This window comes from Asaia bogorensis NBRC 16594, from assembly GCF_001547995.1.
GTDB lineage: Bacteria > Pseudomonadota > Alphaproteobacteria > Acetobacterales > Acetobacteraceae > Asaia > Asaia bogorensis.
In genome coordinates this window covers 2,000,944-2,015,736 of record NZ_AP014690.1, presented here as the reverse complement: position 1 = coordinate 2,015,736, position 14,793 = coordinate 2,000,944, and the positions used below count along the sequence as shown (strand labels likewise).

Here is a 14,793-nt window from a genome sequence, read left to right as displayed (position 1 = left end):
CCGTGTCCGACGCTTCCCGTATTGCCCTCAACCAGTATCTTACCCCTCAGGGGGCCGCGCGTATGCGTGAGGAATTACGGGAACTCATGCAGGTTGAGCGTCCACGCATTGTGGAGATTGTCTCCTGGGCAGCGGGTAACGGTGATCGCTCTGAAAATGGCGATTATCTGTACGGTAAACGTCGGCTGCGTGAGATCGACCGCCGCGCCCGGTTTCTGAGCAAGCGACTCGAGCATGCCCTGATTGTCGATCCTGCCAGTCAGACAACGCGCGACCGCGTGTTTTTCGGGGCGCGCGTTGCCTATGCCGATGAGGACGATGTCAGGCATGATGTGACCATTGTCGGCTGCGATGAGGCAGATCTGACCCGGCGGGAAATCTCGCTGGTGTCGCCCGTCGCGCGTGCCCTGATGCGCGGCCGTGTGGGTGATGAAGTGAGCCTGCTGACCCCTAACGGGACGGTCACGCTGGAGATTCTGGAAATTGCCTATCCGCATTGAGGGGGAGCCGTAAGGCCCCTCCAGACTTTCTTTTTGCGCATGCTTGGCAGGGCGCTCGCTCATGATATGGGTGTGGCGTGATGCAAACCGCCCCGCAGGGCAAGAGCCAGGGATCGCGCCTGGTGTGTGACGATGACATTCTGGTTTGCAGATACCGAAAGGACGAAGACGATGGCCCTACGCATAGCCGTACAGATGGACCCGCTTGAGCACGTCAATATCAACGGGGACTCGACCTTCGCCCTGATGCTCGAAGCCCAGAGACGTGGGCACGAACTCTTTGTATATCCTGTGGACTCGCTATGTCTTGGCGAAGGCGGGGCAGAGAAAACGCTGCATCATGGTCGGGTTTCTGCGCGGGCGCGTCCGGTTTCGGTGCAACGCGTGCAGGGGGGGCATGCGACCTTCGGCGCAGAGCAGCGTCTGGATCTGGGTGAGACCGATGTGGTGCTGATGCGTCAGGATCCACCCTTCGATATGGGATATATTACCGCCACCCACATGCTCGAGCATGTCCACGGTGTTGGACCTGGCAAGACACTGGTCGTGAATGACCCGCAAGCCGTACGAAACGCTCCCGAGAAGCTGCTTGTCACGCATTATCCTGATCTCATGCCCCCAACACTGGTCACGTGGGACACTGAGGCGCTGGCCGAATTCCGGGCCCGCTATGGCGATGTGATTCTCAAACCGCTCTACGGTAATGGCGGGGCGGGGATCTTCCGTATTCGTGAAGGCGATGAGAATTTTGCGTCATTGCTGGAGCTGCATTTCAGCCGTTCGCGTGAACCGCTCATGATCCAGCGTTATGAGCCGATGGTGCGCAAGGGCGACAAACGCATCATACTGGTCGATGGCGAGCCGATCGGTGCGATCAACCGCGTTCCTGCTACAGGCGAGGCCCGCTCGAACATGCATGTGGGTGGTCGGGCGGAAGCCGTCGCCCTGACGGCGCGCGATCAGGAAATCTGTGCGCGTATCGGATCATATCTGCGTGAAAACGGGCTCATCTTCGTCGGGATCGACGTGATCGGCGATTGGCTGACCGAGATCAACGTGACCTCCCCGACGGGCCTGCAGGAACTGGACCGTTTCAACGACATGAACAGTGCCGGCCTAATCTGGGATGCCATCGAAAAGCGCCTCGGCTGAGGCGCCTGATGACGGGGACCGCCCGACGTCAGGCTTTGTGTCGGGCTGCCTCGTCCGTAGCACTTTCTGGCGCTGCGGCCCCGATAGGGCTGCCTGCCTCCGCCTCTTGTGCTTCTTCCTGTTCCTTTGCCCGGAGGTATTCGTCTTCGTCCTTATCCGTCATTGGCAGGTCATAGCGAAAAGGAAGCTGGACTTCAGGCATCTTGCCGTCGCGCGGAGCTGGCGGCGGCGATTTGTCAAATCTGATGTGATACCATCTTTGGATGTCTTCCTTGAATTTGATGACATAGATCGATGACCATAGGCCTATTGCGAGCAGGATCAGACATATATCGAGGCGTGACATTGTGACGTTCTCATCTCCGGGCTTGAGTGCGTGGCCCGGGCTCGGGCGCTCTCCCGTTATTATTGCCTATCTTCTAGGCGTTGCCTGTGACGAAATGCAAACCGCCCCTCGCCAGTTCTGACGAGATACGCTAAGAGCATCTGATCTGTTCGATGCCTGCCACGCTGGCTGCGGTCGGGCGACAATTTTGAATGGCCGAGGTCTCGCAAGGGGATTTCGGGACAGGTATCAGGACAAAACCAATGATTTTGTGCGACCAGACGAACGAAGCCTGATGACACGACCGGACCCCCTGATCGACCCGACCGTCTCCCTTGACGATACGCATCCTCGCCCCCGCTCTGCACTGGACGCTGATGCTGTCCGCGCAGCTTATCGCCGCTGGGCCAAGGTGTATGACTCCGTGTTTGGCGGCATCTCCGCATTCGGTCGTCGCCGTGCTGTCGCCGCTGTCAATGCGTTGCCGGGCCAACGCGTGCTGGAGGTTGGGGTCGGTACAGGGCTTGCGCTGCCGCATTACAATCGCGACAAGCATATCACCGGTATCGACCTCTCCGAGGCCATGCTCGAGCGCGCCCGTCAGCGTGTAATCAACCAGCAGCTCGGCAATGTCGATGATCTGCAGGAAATGGATGCTGAAGCGACCACTTTCGAGGCGGGAAGCTTTGATATTGCTGTGGCGATGTTCGTCGCATCCGTCGTGCCAAGCCCACGTCGTCTTCTGGGCGAGCTCAAGCGCGTGGTGAAGCCGGGCGGCCATATCCTGTTCGTCAATCATTTCCTTGCGACGGGCGGCGTCCGGCTGGCTGTAGAACGCGGTATGGCCCGGGCTTCCCGATCGCTCGGCTGGCACCCGGATTTTGCTATGGAATCCCTGCTGCCGCCTGAAGATCTGAGCCGCGCAACCATCACGCCGGTCCCGCCTGCGGGACTGTTTACGCTCGTGACATTGCCGATCGAGAAGGATAGTAAGGAAGAGACGGCCCTGGTTGCCTGACACGTTTGTGCCCGACAAATCATACCAGACTGGCCTTGATCTCAGGGTCCCTTTCCGATGCTGATGGCATGAGGACCCCCAGGACGGAATAAGGAACGGGTCTTGTTACAGTTGCCGATTTCGAGACGCCGCGAGGGTCTGACATTGCGGGCCGATGGTGCTGCTTTTCTCGCCCTGGCGCTCTTTTGCGGTCTCGCAGGTGGTTTCCTCGGGTTTGTTTCCCAGAATACCGGCCCAACCCATGCGCTGGGCCATGGATTGCTGCTCGATCTTTTTGTCCTGATCCCGGCTTTTCTAGGCGGCATGGGACGATTGATCCTGCCGGGTGAGCTGACATCCCTCCCGTCCTTGATGGTCCGTTTTGACCGTGTGGCTCTTGTCGCAATGTTCCTCGGGGCGCTCTGCGCGCTTGGCGGTGTTTCACGACCTGACCTGTTTGCCGTCTCGATGGGGCTTTGGTCGGTTGGTGTTGTGTTGCTGGCGCTGTCGACCATCGTCAAATGTCTCGAGTGTCGCGTTGTGCGCTTTCGTGACCTGTCGCCCTTTACCTGGTCACAACTTCTCGCGTCACTTGGCTTGATCGTCATCGTCCCTGTTGTGCTGGCTGGCCTGTGCCATGACCTCGTGGCGGGCGGGGATGCGCAAATTGTGGCTGGCGTATGGCTTGGTCGTATCCAGGTTCCCGTACTGGCCCTTGTCATGCAACTCGCCCTCGGGGCGATTGCAAACCTCGTTTCCTTCCATTCAACCCGTGCCAAGATCGTTCTGCCACTGCTTATGGCGGTACCGACGCTTGGTGTATCGGTGGTCTGGGCGCATGGAGTTATCGTGCCGGGGCTTTCCGAGGCGTGGCTTCTGGGGGCAGGCGTTGCACTCCCTTGTTTCGGGATCATGGGGCTGATCTGCGCTTCCCTATGGCGTCGCAGCTTCACCATGACCTATGCGCTCTCCTGGAGCTTTCCGGCGTTGCTCCTGCTCTCTGCGGGGTGGGTGCTCTATCTCTTTCCCGCCCGTCCGGAGGCCTTTCATTCCGCCATGCTGTTTGGCGCGGTGTTTGCGTTGTTTGGCTGCTATTATCGCTGGCAGGCCCGGCTGGGCGATATGGCCGCACCTCTCTGGCTCGGTCGTCTTCATCTTGTTTCGATGGGTATAGCGGTGCTGGCCATGATCCCGTTTCTGCCCATGCTACGGCATATCGGCGAGGCCGGCATGATGGTCTCACTCTGCTGTGTTGCCTGTCTGGGCGTCAGACTGATCATGCCATTGCGTGAGCCTGCGAAGGTCGACCTTTCATGAGTGCCTCACAATCATTGCCGCATGTCGAGCCGGGATTCGATCGCCTTCAAGGGGCGACGCTCAGGGACTGGCTTGCGCTGCTGAAGCCGCGTGTCATCTCGCTGGTTGTGTTCACAGGTGTGGCGGGCATGGCCGTGGCACCGACATGGCCTTCGGTTCCGCTCGGTCTGATCGATATGCTCTGCATATGCGTCGGAGCAGGGGCGGCCGGTGCCATCAATATGTGGTATGACCGCGATATTGACGCGATCATGAAGCGGACTTCGGTGAGGCCCATTCCGGACTCCCGTATGGATGCCGATGGCGCCCTTATCTATGGCGTTGTGCTGTCGCTGGCTTCTGTGGCTCTGCTCTGGCTGGCGAGCAATGCTCTCGCTGCGGGTATTCTGGCGTTTTCGATTTTCTTCTATGCCGTCATCTACACCATGTGGCTAAAGCGGAGCACACCGCAGAATATCGTGATTGGCGGAGCAGCCGGAGCCTTTCCGCCCATGATCGGCTGGGCTGCGGCTACAGGCTCCATGAGCGTATTGCCGGTGGTAATGTTTGCCATCGTGTTCCTGTGGACGCCGCCCCATTTCTGGTCGCTCTCGCTCTACGCCTGCAAGGATTACACGAAGGCTGGCATCCCGATGCTGCCCGTGGTGAAGGGGGCTCGTCATACGCGCTGGAATGTCTTCATCTACACGCTGATCCTGCTGGCTGTGTCTCTGGTGCCGTCCTTTCTGCATCTTTGCGGATTGATCTACACGGTGAGCGCCACGGTTCTCGGGCTGGGTTTTGTGGGATTTGCCTTGCGTGTTCTGCTCGACAAGCAAGACGAGACCGGGGTGAGCCTGACGGCTGACAAGCCTGCCCGCTATGCCTTCCGGTATTCGCTGGCGTATCTGTTCTTTCTGTTTTCAGCCCTGCTGATCGATCGGGTGTTGTTTCCATGATGAAAAACGAACTCGCCGTGCGCCGTCAGGGGCGGATCATGGGCCTGCTGGGTGGTCTGTCACTGGTCATGATCTCTCTTTTCGCCCTGACCTATTTGCGTCTCTGAGACCCGCGGGCGCTCTTGCAACTGCGGCCCGATCCCGCGCCAGAGGGGTACGAGAGATCCGCTACTTAGGCTTCACGCCTGTGGTGCTGCCTTAAGGTAACGATGAGGATAGGGCCGCAGCAACGCCACTGATTCCCGTGGGTCTTCCGGCTGCCGGATATGTTTGTAGGGCCGGGGCCAGCATCGTTCTGGTTGGCCGCTACTATCCCTCTGATCGGGACGATGCTCGACTCTTCAAAAGGGTCTGAGACAACGCTGGCGGTGCTGCGAGGCAGAAGCCGCCGCGAGTCATTGCATAGGCAGACAAAGAGGTTGAGGGGCGGTATAGCCGTGATGGTGAGGGCAGCGTTACGTCGTGATAACGATCAGCCAATACGACCAACGACGATTTGGCATCTGAAAAGAACGGCTGCGCGTTGGGAGGATGTGTCCGAGTGCCGTCGGGTCCGAATACCAGACACAGACAAGTGGGGCTGGCATATCCGGTACGGATTATCGTCGATGCCCCGACAATCCGCTCAATGCGCCCCCTTCGCGTCAAAGGGGGCAAACCCGCACCTCGTCAATGTCGGGACAACGCAGTCGATCGTCCAAAGCGTGCCCCGTCCGAAGGGGAGCTTCGGTGACTTCCCCATACACAAAAGCCGAAGCCCTCAGGGGCTCCGGCTTCAGTTCTAGGAGCGGTGAGACGCGGTAGGAGTTACCCATCCTCCCGCGTCAGCGATTACCCGACCTGGCCCGGCACAAACGCGGCCTTGGCCGTCGTTTCAGCCAACCTGCTGGATGGCGGAAAGTACCCAGTTCCCGCGTCCATCGGCACGTACGAAGGTCCAGAGCTCTGTCACCACCTGACGCTCGGTTTTGCTGCCATCAATGACGTTGCCGAGCTGATCGGTCGTGACGTCATACAGCGAATACTGCATGGCAACGGTGGCATAGGTCAGGTTGCCCTCACGCCATGCTTCCGAGAGATCGCCGCGCATGAATTGCACGTCCGATACGATATTGCGTGCACCACGGCTGGCATAATCGGCCAGCTGCTCGTTGAAATACGACACCATCTCCGGCGTGGCCATGCTGGAAAGCGCCCGCATGTTCTGGGCACTCCAGGCAGCCTGGATGTCGAGCAGAAGGCGCTGGAAGTTCTGGTAATCGCTGTTGTTCAGTGTCACGGCCGGCGCCCCGGCACCACCGGAAAAGCCGGGGCTCTGAGGGGCACTGGCACCACCCTGGCGACGATTGCCAAGCCAGCGCAGCACCATCACGATAATGAAACCGAACAGCGCAATCTGGAATAGCAGGCCGAGGAAGGAGAGCCCCCCGCCGATACCACCAAGAAAACCGTGCCCTGACAGCATGCCGAACAGGCCGGCACCCAGCAGGCCACCCACAAAGCCGGTCATGAAGGGGCGGCGCTGTGCAAAGCCGTAAGGCTGGCCCATCGGGCGCTGCATCGGGTTGCTATACCCTGGTGACGGGGATGAGGGGGTATAGCTTCGCTCCATGGGCCGGGCCTGATAAGGCGCGGTCTGAGTCATGGGCGGGGGAGAATAGGTGCGGCTTCCCCGGCTTCCCATGGAGCGACCGCCACCGGGGCGCGCATCGGCCGGGGCGGCCAGAAGCGGGGCAAGGGCAACAAGCAGAAGAGAGGCGCGGAACAGGCGGCGTGACATGAGAACTCCTTACTGGCTTCCGGCAACGCTCATGGCGTCGATCCTTAGTGTCGGGGCATCGACACCGTGGCGGAAGACGAGATCGTCGGCGGCACGCAGGGCCGCGAACATCTCGATGAGATTACCTGCAATGGTCAACTCGGCGACAGGTTCCGCAAGCTGACCTTGACGAATCATGAAACCCGACGCGCCACGGCTGTAATCGCCTGTCAGGCCGTTGATGGAAGACCCCATCATCTCGGTCACATAGATGCCCTCGACAATGTCCTCCATCAGCGCAGCGCGTGATCCCGTTCCGCCCGTCAGGTAGAAGTTGCCGACTGCCGGAGAGGGGGGACCACCCACCCCGCGCGAGGCGCGACCGTTATTGATCAGACCAAGCTGGCGGGACGAGCGACCATCCAGAATCCAGTCCGTAAGCACACCATTTTCAACAAAGGCGAGAGGGCTGGGCAGCAGGCCCTCGGCATCGAAAGGCTTTGAGCGCAGGCCGCGGGCGCGCGTCGGGTCATCGATGACGCTTAGGGCTTCCGGCAGGATGCGCTTGCCCTTGTGGCCGGACAGAAACGACGTGCCGCGTGCGATGGCAGAGCCATTGATGGCACCCGCCAGATGGCCGAGCAGGCTGGATGAGACACGTGGGTCGAACACCACCGGGAATGATCCGGTGCGCGGCTTGACCGGGTTCATGCGTGCGAGAGCTCGTTCGGCCGCCTCGCGTCCGAGCAGCGCAGGGCTATCCAGATCGGTCAGATGGCGCGTGCTATGTCCGGCATAGTCACGCTGCATGCTCGGCCCGTCACCGGCGAGCACGCTGATGCCGTTGCTATGGCTGGTCTGGGCATAAGCGCCGCTGAAACCGCTGCTTTCAGCCAGGGTGATCTCGACGCGGCTATAGCCCGCTGAGGCGCCATTGCTATTGGTGATCCCCTTGATGCCGAGGGCGATTTCCTCGGCCTCGCGCGCCCGGGCCAGCAAGGCATCGAGGCTCGGGGCTTCGGTCGGATCGACCATATCGAGCGCCGCGATGTCGTACACGCCCTGCCGGTCGGGATCGACTGCACCGGCCCAAGCATCCTCAGGCACGACATGCGCCATGGCAACGGCCTGCTGGGCAAGCGCCTCGAAGCGGCTCGGGTCGAGTGCCGTGGCCGAAACACTGGCCGCGCGTTTACCAACGAACACGCGCAGGCCGAGCGCGAGGGTTTCGGAGTGCTCCAGCCCTTCCGGTACGCCCTGACGGCACATGGCCGAAACCGAACGCGAGGCCACCATGAGCGCATCGGCCCGATCGGCTCCGGCGCGCTTTGCGGCTTCGATCAGGTCTGAAAGACGCTCCTGGTCCTTGCTCATGCAACAAGCCTTTGGCTGATGGCCTCAAATGACGGAATGGCCCCCACCGGGCCAATGGTTGCGAGCGTGGGGCGGGCACGAAACAGTGTCTCGGCGGCGCGGATCATGGCCCCTTCATCCACAGAATCGATTTTTGCCACGGTCTCGCTCGTGTCGATAATCCGCCCGAAAAGCTGCATCTGGCGGGCGATCTGCTCACAGCGGCTGCCCGTGCTTTCCAGCGACATCAGAAGCGAGGATTTGACCTGTGCACGGGCACGGGCAATTTCCTCCGGACTGATGCCATCGCCGATACGGCGCAACTCGTCCAGCAGGACCGGCACAAGCTCTGCCGCCTCCTGCTCGCCCGTTCCGGCATAGATGCCGAAAAGCCCGCTATCGAGGAAGGGCAGGGCGAAGGAATAAACCGAGTAGACAAGGCCGCGCTTTTCGCGGATTTCCTGGAACAGACGCGAGGACATGCCCCCGCCAAGGACGGTCGAGAGCAGCATGGTCGCATGATAGGCCGGGTCATTATAGCTGACCGAGGGAAAGCCCAGCACGATATGCGCCTGATCGAGCTCGCGCTTCTCGCGATGCTCGCCACCGAGATAGGTGCATCCCTCACGTGAGGGTGGCTGATGGTCGGGAAGATCGCGAAAATGCTCCTGCACCATTTCCAGCACGGCATCATGCTGCAAATTGCCGACTGCGGCGATGACCATGTTACGCGTGGTATAATGCGTTTGCATGTAGCGCATCATGGTCTCGCGCTTCATCGAGGCAATGAGCCCCTCGGTGCCCAGGGTCGGACGCCCCATAGGCTGATCGCGGAAAGCCGTTTCCTGAAAATGGTCGAAAATGATGTCGTCAGGTGTATCGTTCGCCTGACCGATTTCCTGCAGGATCACACCGCGCTCGCGCTCGACTTCCTGATCGAGAAACGTGCTGTGGGTAAGGATATCACCAATGATGTCGATACCGAGCGGAAGGTCTTCCTTCAGAAGCTTGACGTAATAGGCCGTCTGCTCGCGGGCCGTGTAGGCGTTGATATGCCCCCCCACATTCTCGATCTCTTCGGCAATACGTGCGGCGCTACGGCGCTGCGTGCCCTTGAAGGCCATATGCTCCAGAAAATGCGAAACACCGTTTTCCTCTGCGCTTTCGTTGCGCGTGCCGGTGGCAACATAGGCCCCGAAGGACACGGTTTCGACGCGCTCCATCCTCTCGGTTACGACAGTGAGGCCATTGGGAAGGGTGGTGACGGTAATCGGATCGGTCATCGAGTGGTGATGGTCCTGAAATCGAAGGAAAACGGGGGCTGTAAAATGAGATGGCGTCGCGGAGGGCAAAATCCTAGCCCCCCGCGCTGGATGATCGTGCCAGGGCGTGTCTGATGCCTGCCCGGATGTCAGGCCGCGTGAACGTGACCGGCCAGATGACGCCTTACGGCATCCTCAACGAGGTTGAGCTCATTGGGCTGCGTTTCGTAACGCTCTTCACGGGCGAACAGATCCGCCAGATGCGGCGGTAGCGCCGGGTCGATACCCGTGGCCTTGCGCACAGCATCGGGGAACTTGGCTGGATGGGCCGTGGCGGCCACGATCATCGGAATTCCCGGCTCCTGCTCCTGACGGCCAGCAGCCAGTCCGATCGCGCTGTGCGGGTCGGCCAGATAGAGCGAATTGTCCCACAGCGCCTTCATCTCGCCCAGCGTTGCCTCATCATCGAGCATGAGAGCGCCAAAACGCTCACGCGCACGGTTCCATACGGCAGGATCGACGCTCATGCGGCCTGTCTGGCGGAAACTCTGCATGGTTTCCCGGCAGGCAACCGGATCGCGATCGAGCAGTTCAAACAGCAGGCGCTCGAAATTGGATGAAATCTGGATATCCATCGAGGGCGACAGGCTTGGCTCAACGGCGCGCATGCTCATGTCGTTGCTGGTCAGGAAGCGGGTAAGAATGTCGTTGCGGTTCGAGCCAATGCACAGACGGCGGATTGGCAGCCCCATCTGGCTGGCCGCCCAGGCCGCGAGCACATTGCCGAAATTGCCCGTCGGAACGGCAAATGAGACTTCGCGATCAGGCGCACCCATCATGAGGGCAGCGCGCACGTAATACGGGATCTGTGCGGCAATGCGTGCCCAGTTGATCGAATTGACCGCGGAAAGGCCGATCTCATCGCGAAAGCCGGTATCGGCAAACATGGCCTTCACCAGATCCTGACAATCATCGAATGTCCCCTCGACGGCGATGTTCAGGATGTTGTCATCGTGAACAGTCGTCATCTGGCGGCGCTGCACATCCGATGTGCGGCCCATCGGATGCAGGATCGCAACCGAGAGATGTGGGCTGCCACGGAAAGCCTCGATGGCCGCAGAGCCGGTATCGCCCGACGTGGCGCCCACGATCGTCACGCGCTGGTTGCGCTCCGTCAGGACATGCTCGAAAAGCTGGCCAAGCAGCTGCATGGCCATGTCCTTGAAGGCGAGGGTGGGGCCGTGAAACAGCTCCATCGAGAACAGCCCGTTCTCGACCTCTACCAGCGGCGCGATGGCGGCATGCGAAAAACCGGCATAGGCCTTCGCGCAGAGCTTCTGCAATGTCGGCAGGTCTATGCTGCCCGCGGCAAAGACCGAGAGGATTTTTGCGGCCAGATCAGGATAGGAGAGGCTGCGCATGGCGCGCCACTCATCTGCCGTGAAGCGGGGCCAGGTTTCCGGCATGTACAGCCCACCATCCTCTGCCAGACCGGCGAGCAGGATGTCTGAAAAGGAGCGCGGGCGCGCATCGCCGCGGGTGGAACGGTACTGCATGATGGCCTTCATGATTGCTTGGCTGGAAAACCGGGGGCGAGAAAAAGACGAAAAAGAAGAAATGGCCCGTATTTCAGGGCAGGGCAATGCGCAACAGCCTGGATCCGACCGGAATGTAAAGCTCCCCCGCGCCCGTGGTGCTGTGCCCGGCTTCGCCCGGCACCCATTGCGGCATACCGGCCCCGACCAGTTCATGCGATGACAGAAGGATATGCGGATGCCGTGCGGTGTCGAAACTCAGGACGCGTCCCGCGCTGATATCGGTCAGATAGAGCGTGGCCTTGTCATCGATCGTGATCCCGCTGACGGTGGGCGTGCCACGCCATTGCGTCACCCCTTCCATGAGTTCGGACGGGGTCACGGAAGGATCGTTCAGCAGATCGGCGGAGAGGCGGTAGATCGGCCCGGTAGGGGCCAGCTCGTAAAGCCATTGACCGTTGGTTTCGAGTGCCAGATAGGCAAGGTCGCGCGTGAGGGGATGCCCGTCCTTGCCCGGTACCGAGTGGCCATCGATGGTCAGGGGCACATGCCCGCGAGATGTGGGGTAGCCAGCGAAAAACCGCGTGGCAGCATGACGTCTGAGGTCAAGCACGGTCAGGGCAATGCCACCCTCATCAGCCAGATAGGCCATGTCGCCATGAACGGCGAATGCCGTGAAGCGGGATTGGGGCGTGTATCCTTCGGCGGGGATCTCCTGCGTCTGGAGGACCCGCCCTGATGTCGGGTCAAAACGGATCAGGCGCGGCGCGGCCTTGTCTGCGCCCCCGTCGAGCAACCACAGCGTACCGTCAGTGCCGTAAGCGAGGGCAACGGGCAAGAGAGACGTGTTAACGTGAGGCTCTGTGCCGCCTTCCGGCCATACGATCGTCAGGGGCGAGGCGACGGGCTTCGAAGTCTGATCTGCGCTCAGCCTCATCAGGCAGTTATTTCCGGACCCGACGCCTTGTTCCGTAGCGTCGCATAGCAGGACGATCCGGTTGTTCTTGAGGGGGAGGGCCTGTTTCCAGCGGCGTGCCTCGGGCAGATCGATTGTCGCAACCACACGCGCGCCTTCGGTATCGGCAACCCAAGGGCGCTCATGAGACGCTCTCGCCGGTGCTGCATGGGCAAGCAGGGCAAGGCTGGCAACTGCCGAAATCGCTCGGAAACGGAATCTGAGCGGGTGGCGTGGGGGCAGGAAGCGGCTGGGCAGAGAGCGTGAGAAGGCGACCATGTCTCCTTTTAGGGCCAATCGGCCCCCTTGCAAAACCATCTGTTTCAAGAGCAGCATTTTGCCGCCATCGGATTGGCGGATATGCCAAAGGGCCAGAAGATATGTTGCCGATCGGGGAAGTAACCCGTCACGCAGGGGAGAAACGGTTCGTGCTTGCTCTGTTTGTCAGATCAGCCCTGTCGGGTGTGTTGATTGCCTGCGCTTCGATTGTGGCGCGTCGCTTTCCCGGTTTCGGCGCGCTGATCGCCTCATTACCGCTGGTATCCGTGCTGGGCATGATCTGGCTGTGGCGTGACAGGCCCGACGCGGCCAACATGGCCGATCATGCGGAGGCGACGTTCTGGTACGTCCTGCCCTCCTTGCCCATGTTCCTCCTTATCCCGGCGCTGCTTCGGCACGGGGTGGGGTTCTGGCCCGCCCTCGGTGCTGGCTGCCTGCTGACGATCGTACTCTACCTTGCGGTGACATGGATCGGGCCGCGCTTCGGGCTTGTCCTGTAATCGCGCGTTGACCCGGGTGCTTCGCGCGGTTGTAACAGGCGCCGAGACGTTTCATGATCAGCATCATGTCGGATACGCGCTCAAGGGCTCACGCCTCACGGATTGATACGGGTCTTGCCCTTCTCGCAGGTGGGGAAACCGTGCAGGCGGAGGCCATCTTTCGGGAAATACTCGCAGTCGATGTCGAGTGTGCGGGGGCGTGGCATGGGTTGGCCTGCGTGGCGCGTGCCTTGGGGCAGCCCCGCGTGGCCATTGCTTCAGCCGCGCAGGCCCTTCAGCTGGAAAAGAATGACCGCGAGAAATCGCGCTTTCACATCACGCTTGCTGCGGCGCTGGATGAGGCCGGACACCTGCGAGAAGCGGTCTCGGTCTGTCGCGTGGCCCTTTTGCTTGAGCCGCGCGATTTCAGGGGCAAGGCGTTTCTCGCAGAACTGCTGCATCGCAGCGGACAGGGTGACGAGGCTGAACGTGAATTCCGTGAGGCACTCGCTCTCTCTGCCGACCCGGCCTCGTTGCTCGCTCGCCGCGGCGCCTTCCTGATGGCGCAGCGCGACTTCGTGACGGCATCCGAGACGTTCAAGGCACTGATCGCCCGGTTGTCCGTCGGTGCTGGCTACGACAGCAATGCAGGCCATGCCAGAGACGCTGACAAGACTCTGCGGCAGGCACAGGCGGCAGCCTATGCCAATCTTGGCGCAGCGTGTTTTGAGGCAGGTGCCATGAGCGAGGCGCTGACCGCCCTGCAAACAGCGTTATCGCTCGATGTGCCAAGCGCGCAGACGCTCAATAATCTGGGCCTCGTCTATCATGCGCTCGGTGCTTTCGCTCAGGCAGAGAGCCTTTTTACTCAGGCGCTCTCTCATGCCCCTGACGATGCAGGCATCAAGGGGAACCATGCGACGCTTCTTGCCGAGATCGGCAGGGAGCATGAAGCCGAGCAGGCTTTCTGCGCCGTGCCGCAGCCGCCCCCCACTGGCGCAGCTGTCAGCGACGCAGCCGGGACTCTGGCCTTTCATCGTGCACGGTTCAATCTCGGCGTACTCCAGCTGGCCCGTGGCGATTACGCCCAGGGCTGGGCCAATTTCGAGCACAGGCTCGCTCTCACACCGCTACCGTCAGATCTGCCGCGCTGGTCGGGTGAGGCAACCGCTCAACGCGTTTGCATCCAGGCCGAGCAGGGATTGGGTGACGCGTTGCAGTTCCTGCGCTTTGTGCCCTGCGCGGCTGAGCGGGCACCGCTCCTCCTGTCGATGCCGGCACCGCTCCAGGGGCTACTTCGCGCTATGCCATCCCTGACGCCGCTTCTTCGTTCAGGTCGTGTCGTTCTTGATGGCGAGGCAACGCTGTTTTGCCCGATGCTGAGCCTTCCACACGTACTGGGTGTAGAGCATATCGACGCAAAGCCGATCCTTGATCTTGGGGTTGCGCTCGAGCCGGGCCGCGTGGGTATTTTTCATGCGGGGAGTCCGACCTATCGCTTCAATGCGCGTCGTTCATTGCCTGTTTCGATGCTCGCGCCGCTGGTCGCTGTGCCTGGTTATGAGTTCGTCAGCTTTCAGGCCGAAGGGGAGCGTGCGGCGGCCCCGGCATTTGGCATGGCGCAGGGCGTTGGTTCCACATTGCTCGACACGGCAAGGGAAATGGCCCGATGCGAGCTGATTATCGGCGTGGATAGTCTGCTGGCCCACGTGGCGGGATCGGCGGGCATGGAGCTCTGGCTTCTCGACCGCGTCGGGGGAGACTGGCGCTGGCAGGGGCCTGACTGGTACGCGAGGACACGGGTGTTCCGCCCTGTCGATCACGCACCGCCTGCTGAGGCGTGGCCTGTCGTGGTGACACGTGTCGCTCAGGCCCTGCGTGACAGGGAAAGCAAATAACCGGCGCTCTGAACATCGGCGCGCCTGATCGTTATCCCCAAGGC

General features: G+C 61.0%; 13 protein-coding genes. 7 read left to right on the top strand and 6 right to left on the bottom strand.

Annotated features, from left to right (window positions below):
* Positions 1-2 precede the first annotated feature (2 nt).
* Entirely contained in the window at positions 3-500 is a 498-nt protein-coding gene (gene greB, locus Asbog_RS09020; protein WP_261763175.1) for a transcription elongation factor GreB, read from the top strand.
* A 171-nt stretch (positions 501-671) separates the two neighbouring features.
* The gene (gshB, locus tag Asbog_RS09015) at positions 672-1,652 is read left to right on the top strand and encodes a glutathione synthase (protein ID WP_062165831.1); all 981 of its coding nucleotides are present in this window, start codon (positions 672-674) and stop codon (positions 1,650-1,652) included.
* Between the two features lie 28 nt (positions 1,653-1,680).
* Here the strand turns inward: gshB and Asbog_RS09010 are convergent, their stop codons facing one another.
* Positions 1,681-1,998: a hypothetical protein gene (locus Asbog_RS09010; protein ID WP_062164870.1), complete on the bottom strand. Its 318-nt coding sequence runs from the start codon at positions 1,996-1,998 to the stop codon at positions 1,681-1,683.
* A gap of 274 nt (positions 1,999-2,272) precedes the next feature.
* Here Asbog_RS09010 and Asbog_RS09005 point away from each other — a divergent pair, with 274 nt between their 5' ends.
* The 3 genes from Asbog_RS09005 (at position 2,273) to Asbog_RS08995 (ending at position 5,229) form a co-directional block, all read left to right on the top strand.
* Positions 2,273-2,995: a class I SAM-dependent methyltransferase gene (locus tag Asbog_RS09005; RefSeq protein WP_062164869.1), complete on the top strand. Its 723-nt coding sequence runs from the start codon at positions 2,273-2,275 to the stop codon at positions 2,993-2,995.
* 102 nt (positions 2,996-3,097) lie between these two features.
* Positions 3,098-4,291, top strand: coding sequence for a heme-copper oxidase family protein (locus tag Asbog_RS09000; protein ID WP_146926378.1), 1,194 nt, complete (start codon positions 3,098-3,100; stop codon positions 4,289-4,291).
* Positions 4,288-5,229 carry a heme o synthase gene (locus Asbog_RS08995; protein ID WP_062164867.1) on the top strand — a complete coding sequence of 314 codons (942 nt, stop codon included), beginning with the start codon at positions 4,288-4,290 and terminating at the stop codon, positions 5,227-5,229. Before Asbog_RS09000 ends, Asbog_RS08995 begins: the two co-directional genes overlap by 4 nt.
* 874 nt (positions 5,230-6,103) lie before the next feature.
* Here the strand turns inward: Asbog_RS08995 and Asbog_RS08990 are convergent.
* The 5 genes from Asbog_RS08990 to Asbog_RS08970 all read right to left on the bottom strand — a co-directional run bounded on the left by Asbog_RS08990 (position 6,104) and on the right by Asbog_RS08970 (position 12,372).
* Entirely contained in the window at positions 6,104-7,009 is a 906-nt protein-coding gene (locus tag Asbog_RS08990) for a Tim44 domain-containing protein (RefSeq protein WP_062164866.1), read from the bottom strand.
* Between the two features lie 9 nt (positions 7,010-7,018).
* On the bottom strand, positions 7,019-8,362 hold the full coding sequence (locus Asbog_RS08985) for a TldD/PmbA family protein (RefSeq protein ID WP_062164865.1): 1,344 nt from the start codon (positions 8,360-8,362) through the stop codon (positions 7,019-7,021).
* The gene (locus Asbog_RS08980; RefSeq protein ID WP_062164864.1) at positions 8,359-9,624 is read right to left on the bottom strand and encodes a M16 family metallopeptidase; all 1,266 of its coding nucleotides are present in this window, start codon (positions 9,622-9,624) and stop codon (positions 8,359-8,361) included. The genes Asbog_RS08985 and Asbog_RS08980 overlap by 4 nt, the downstream gene beginning before the upstream one ends.
* A gap of 128 nt (positions 9,625-9,752) precedes the next feature.
* Positions 9,753-11,159 (bottom strand): threonine synthase, encoded by a 1,407-nt coding sequence (thrC, locus tag Asbog_RS08975; RefSeq protein ID WP_062164863.1) that lies wholly within the window; start codon positions 11,157-11,159, stop codon positions 9,753-9,755.
* A 73-nt stretch (positions 11,160-11,232) separates the two neighbouring features.
* Entirely contained in the window at positions 11,233-12,372 is a 1,140-nt protein-coding gene (locus Asbog_RS08970) for an L-dopachrome tautomerase-related protein (RefSeq protein ID WP_062164862.1), read from the bottom strand.
* Positions 12,373-12,521: 149 nt separating this feature from the next.
* Between Asbog_RS08970 and Asbog_RS08965 the strand changes: the two genes are divergently transcribed.
* Together Asbog_RS08965 and Asbog_RS08960 are read left to right on the top strand one after the other, a co-directional pair.
* Positions 12,522-12,872: a DUF3147 family protein gene (locus Asbog_RS08965; RefSeq protein WP_023978462.1), complete on the top strand. Its 351-nt coding sequence runs from the start codon at positions 12,522-12,524 to the stop codon at positions 12,870-12,872.
* Between the two features lie 65 nt (positions 12,873-12,937).
* Positions 12,938-14,749 carry a tetratricopeptide repeat protein gene (locus tag Asbog_RS08960; RefSeq protein ID WP_062164861.1) on the top strand — a complete coding sequence of 604 codons (1,812 nt, stop codon included), beginning with the start codon at positions 12,938-12,940 and terminating at the stop codon, positions 14,747-14,749.
* Positions 14,750-14,793: the final 44 nt, after the last annotated feature.

What these genes read in the sequence shown, in the direction of transcription:
- Asbog_RS08960 (WP_062164861.1), top strand. Translation starts at nt 12,938, where the DNA reads ATGTCGGATACGCGCTCAAGGGCTCACGCCTCACGGATTGATACGGGT.
- gshB (WP_062165831.1), top strand. Translation starts at nt 672, where the DNA reads ATGGCCCTACGCATAGCCGTACAGATGGACCCGCTTGAGCACGTCAAT.
- thrC (WP_062164863.1), bottom strand. Translation starts at nt 11,159, where the DNA reads ATGCAGTACCGTTCCACCCGCGGCGATGCGCGCCCGCGCTCCTTTTCA.
- Asbog_RS08990 (WP_062164866.1), bottom strand. Translation starts at nt 7,009, where the DNA reads ATGTCACGCCGCCTGTTCCGCGCCTCTCTTCTGCTTGTTGCCCTTGCC.
- Asbog_RS08970 (WP_062164862.1), bottom strand. Translation starts at nt 12,372, where the DNA reads ATGGTCGCCTTCTCACGCTCTCTGCCCAGCCGCTTCCTGCCCCCACGC.
- Asbog_RS09010 (WP_062164870.1), bottom strand. Translation starts at nt 1,998, where the DNA reads ATGTCACGCCTCGATATATGTCTGATCCTGCTCGCAATAGGCCTATGG.
- Asbog_RS08980 (WP_062164864.1), bottom strand. Translation starts at nt 9,624, where the DNA reads ATGACCGATCCGATTACCGTCACCACCCTTCCCAATGGCCTCACTGTC.
- Asbog_RS08985 (WP_062164865.1), bottom strand. Translation starts at nt 8,362, where the DNA reads ATGAGCAAGGACCAGGAGCGTCTTTCAGACCTGATCGAAGCCGCAAAG.
- Asbog_RS09005 (WP_062164869.1), top strand. Translation starts at nt 2,273, where the DNA reads ATGACACGACCGGACCCCCTGATCGACCCGACCGTCTCCCTTGACGAT.
- Asbog_RS08995 (WP_062164867.1), top strand. Translation starts at nt 4,288, where the DNA reads ATGAGTGCCTCACAATCATTGCCGCATGTCGAGCCGGGATTCGATCGC.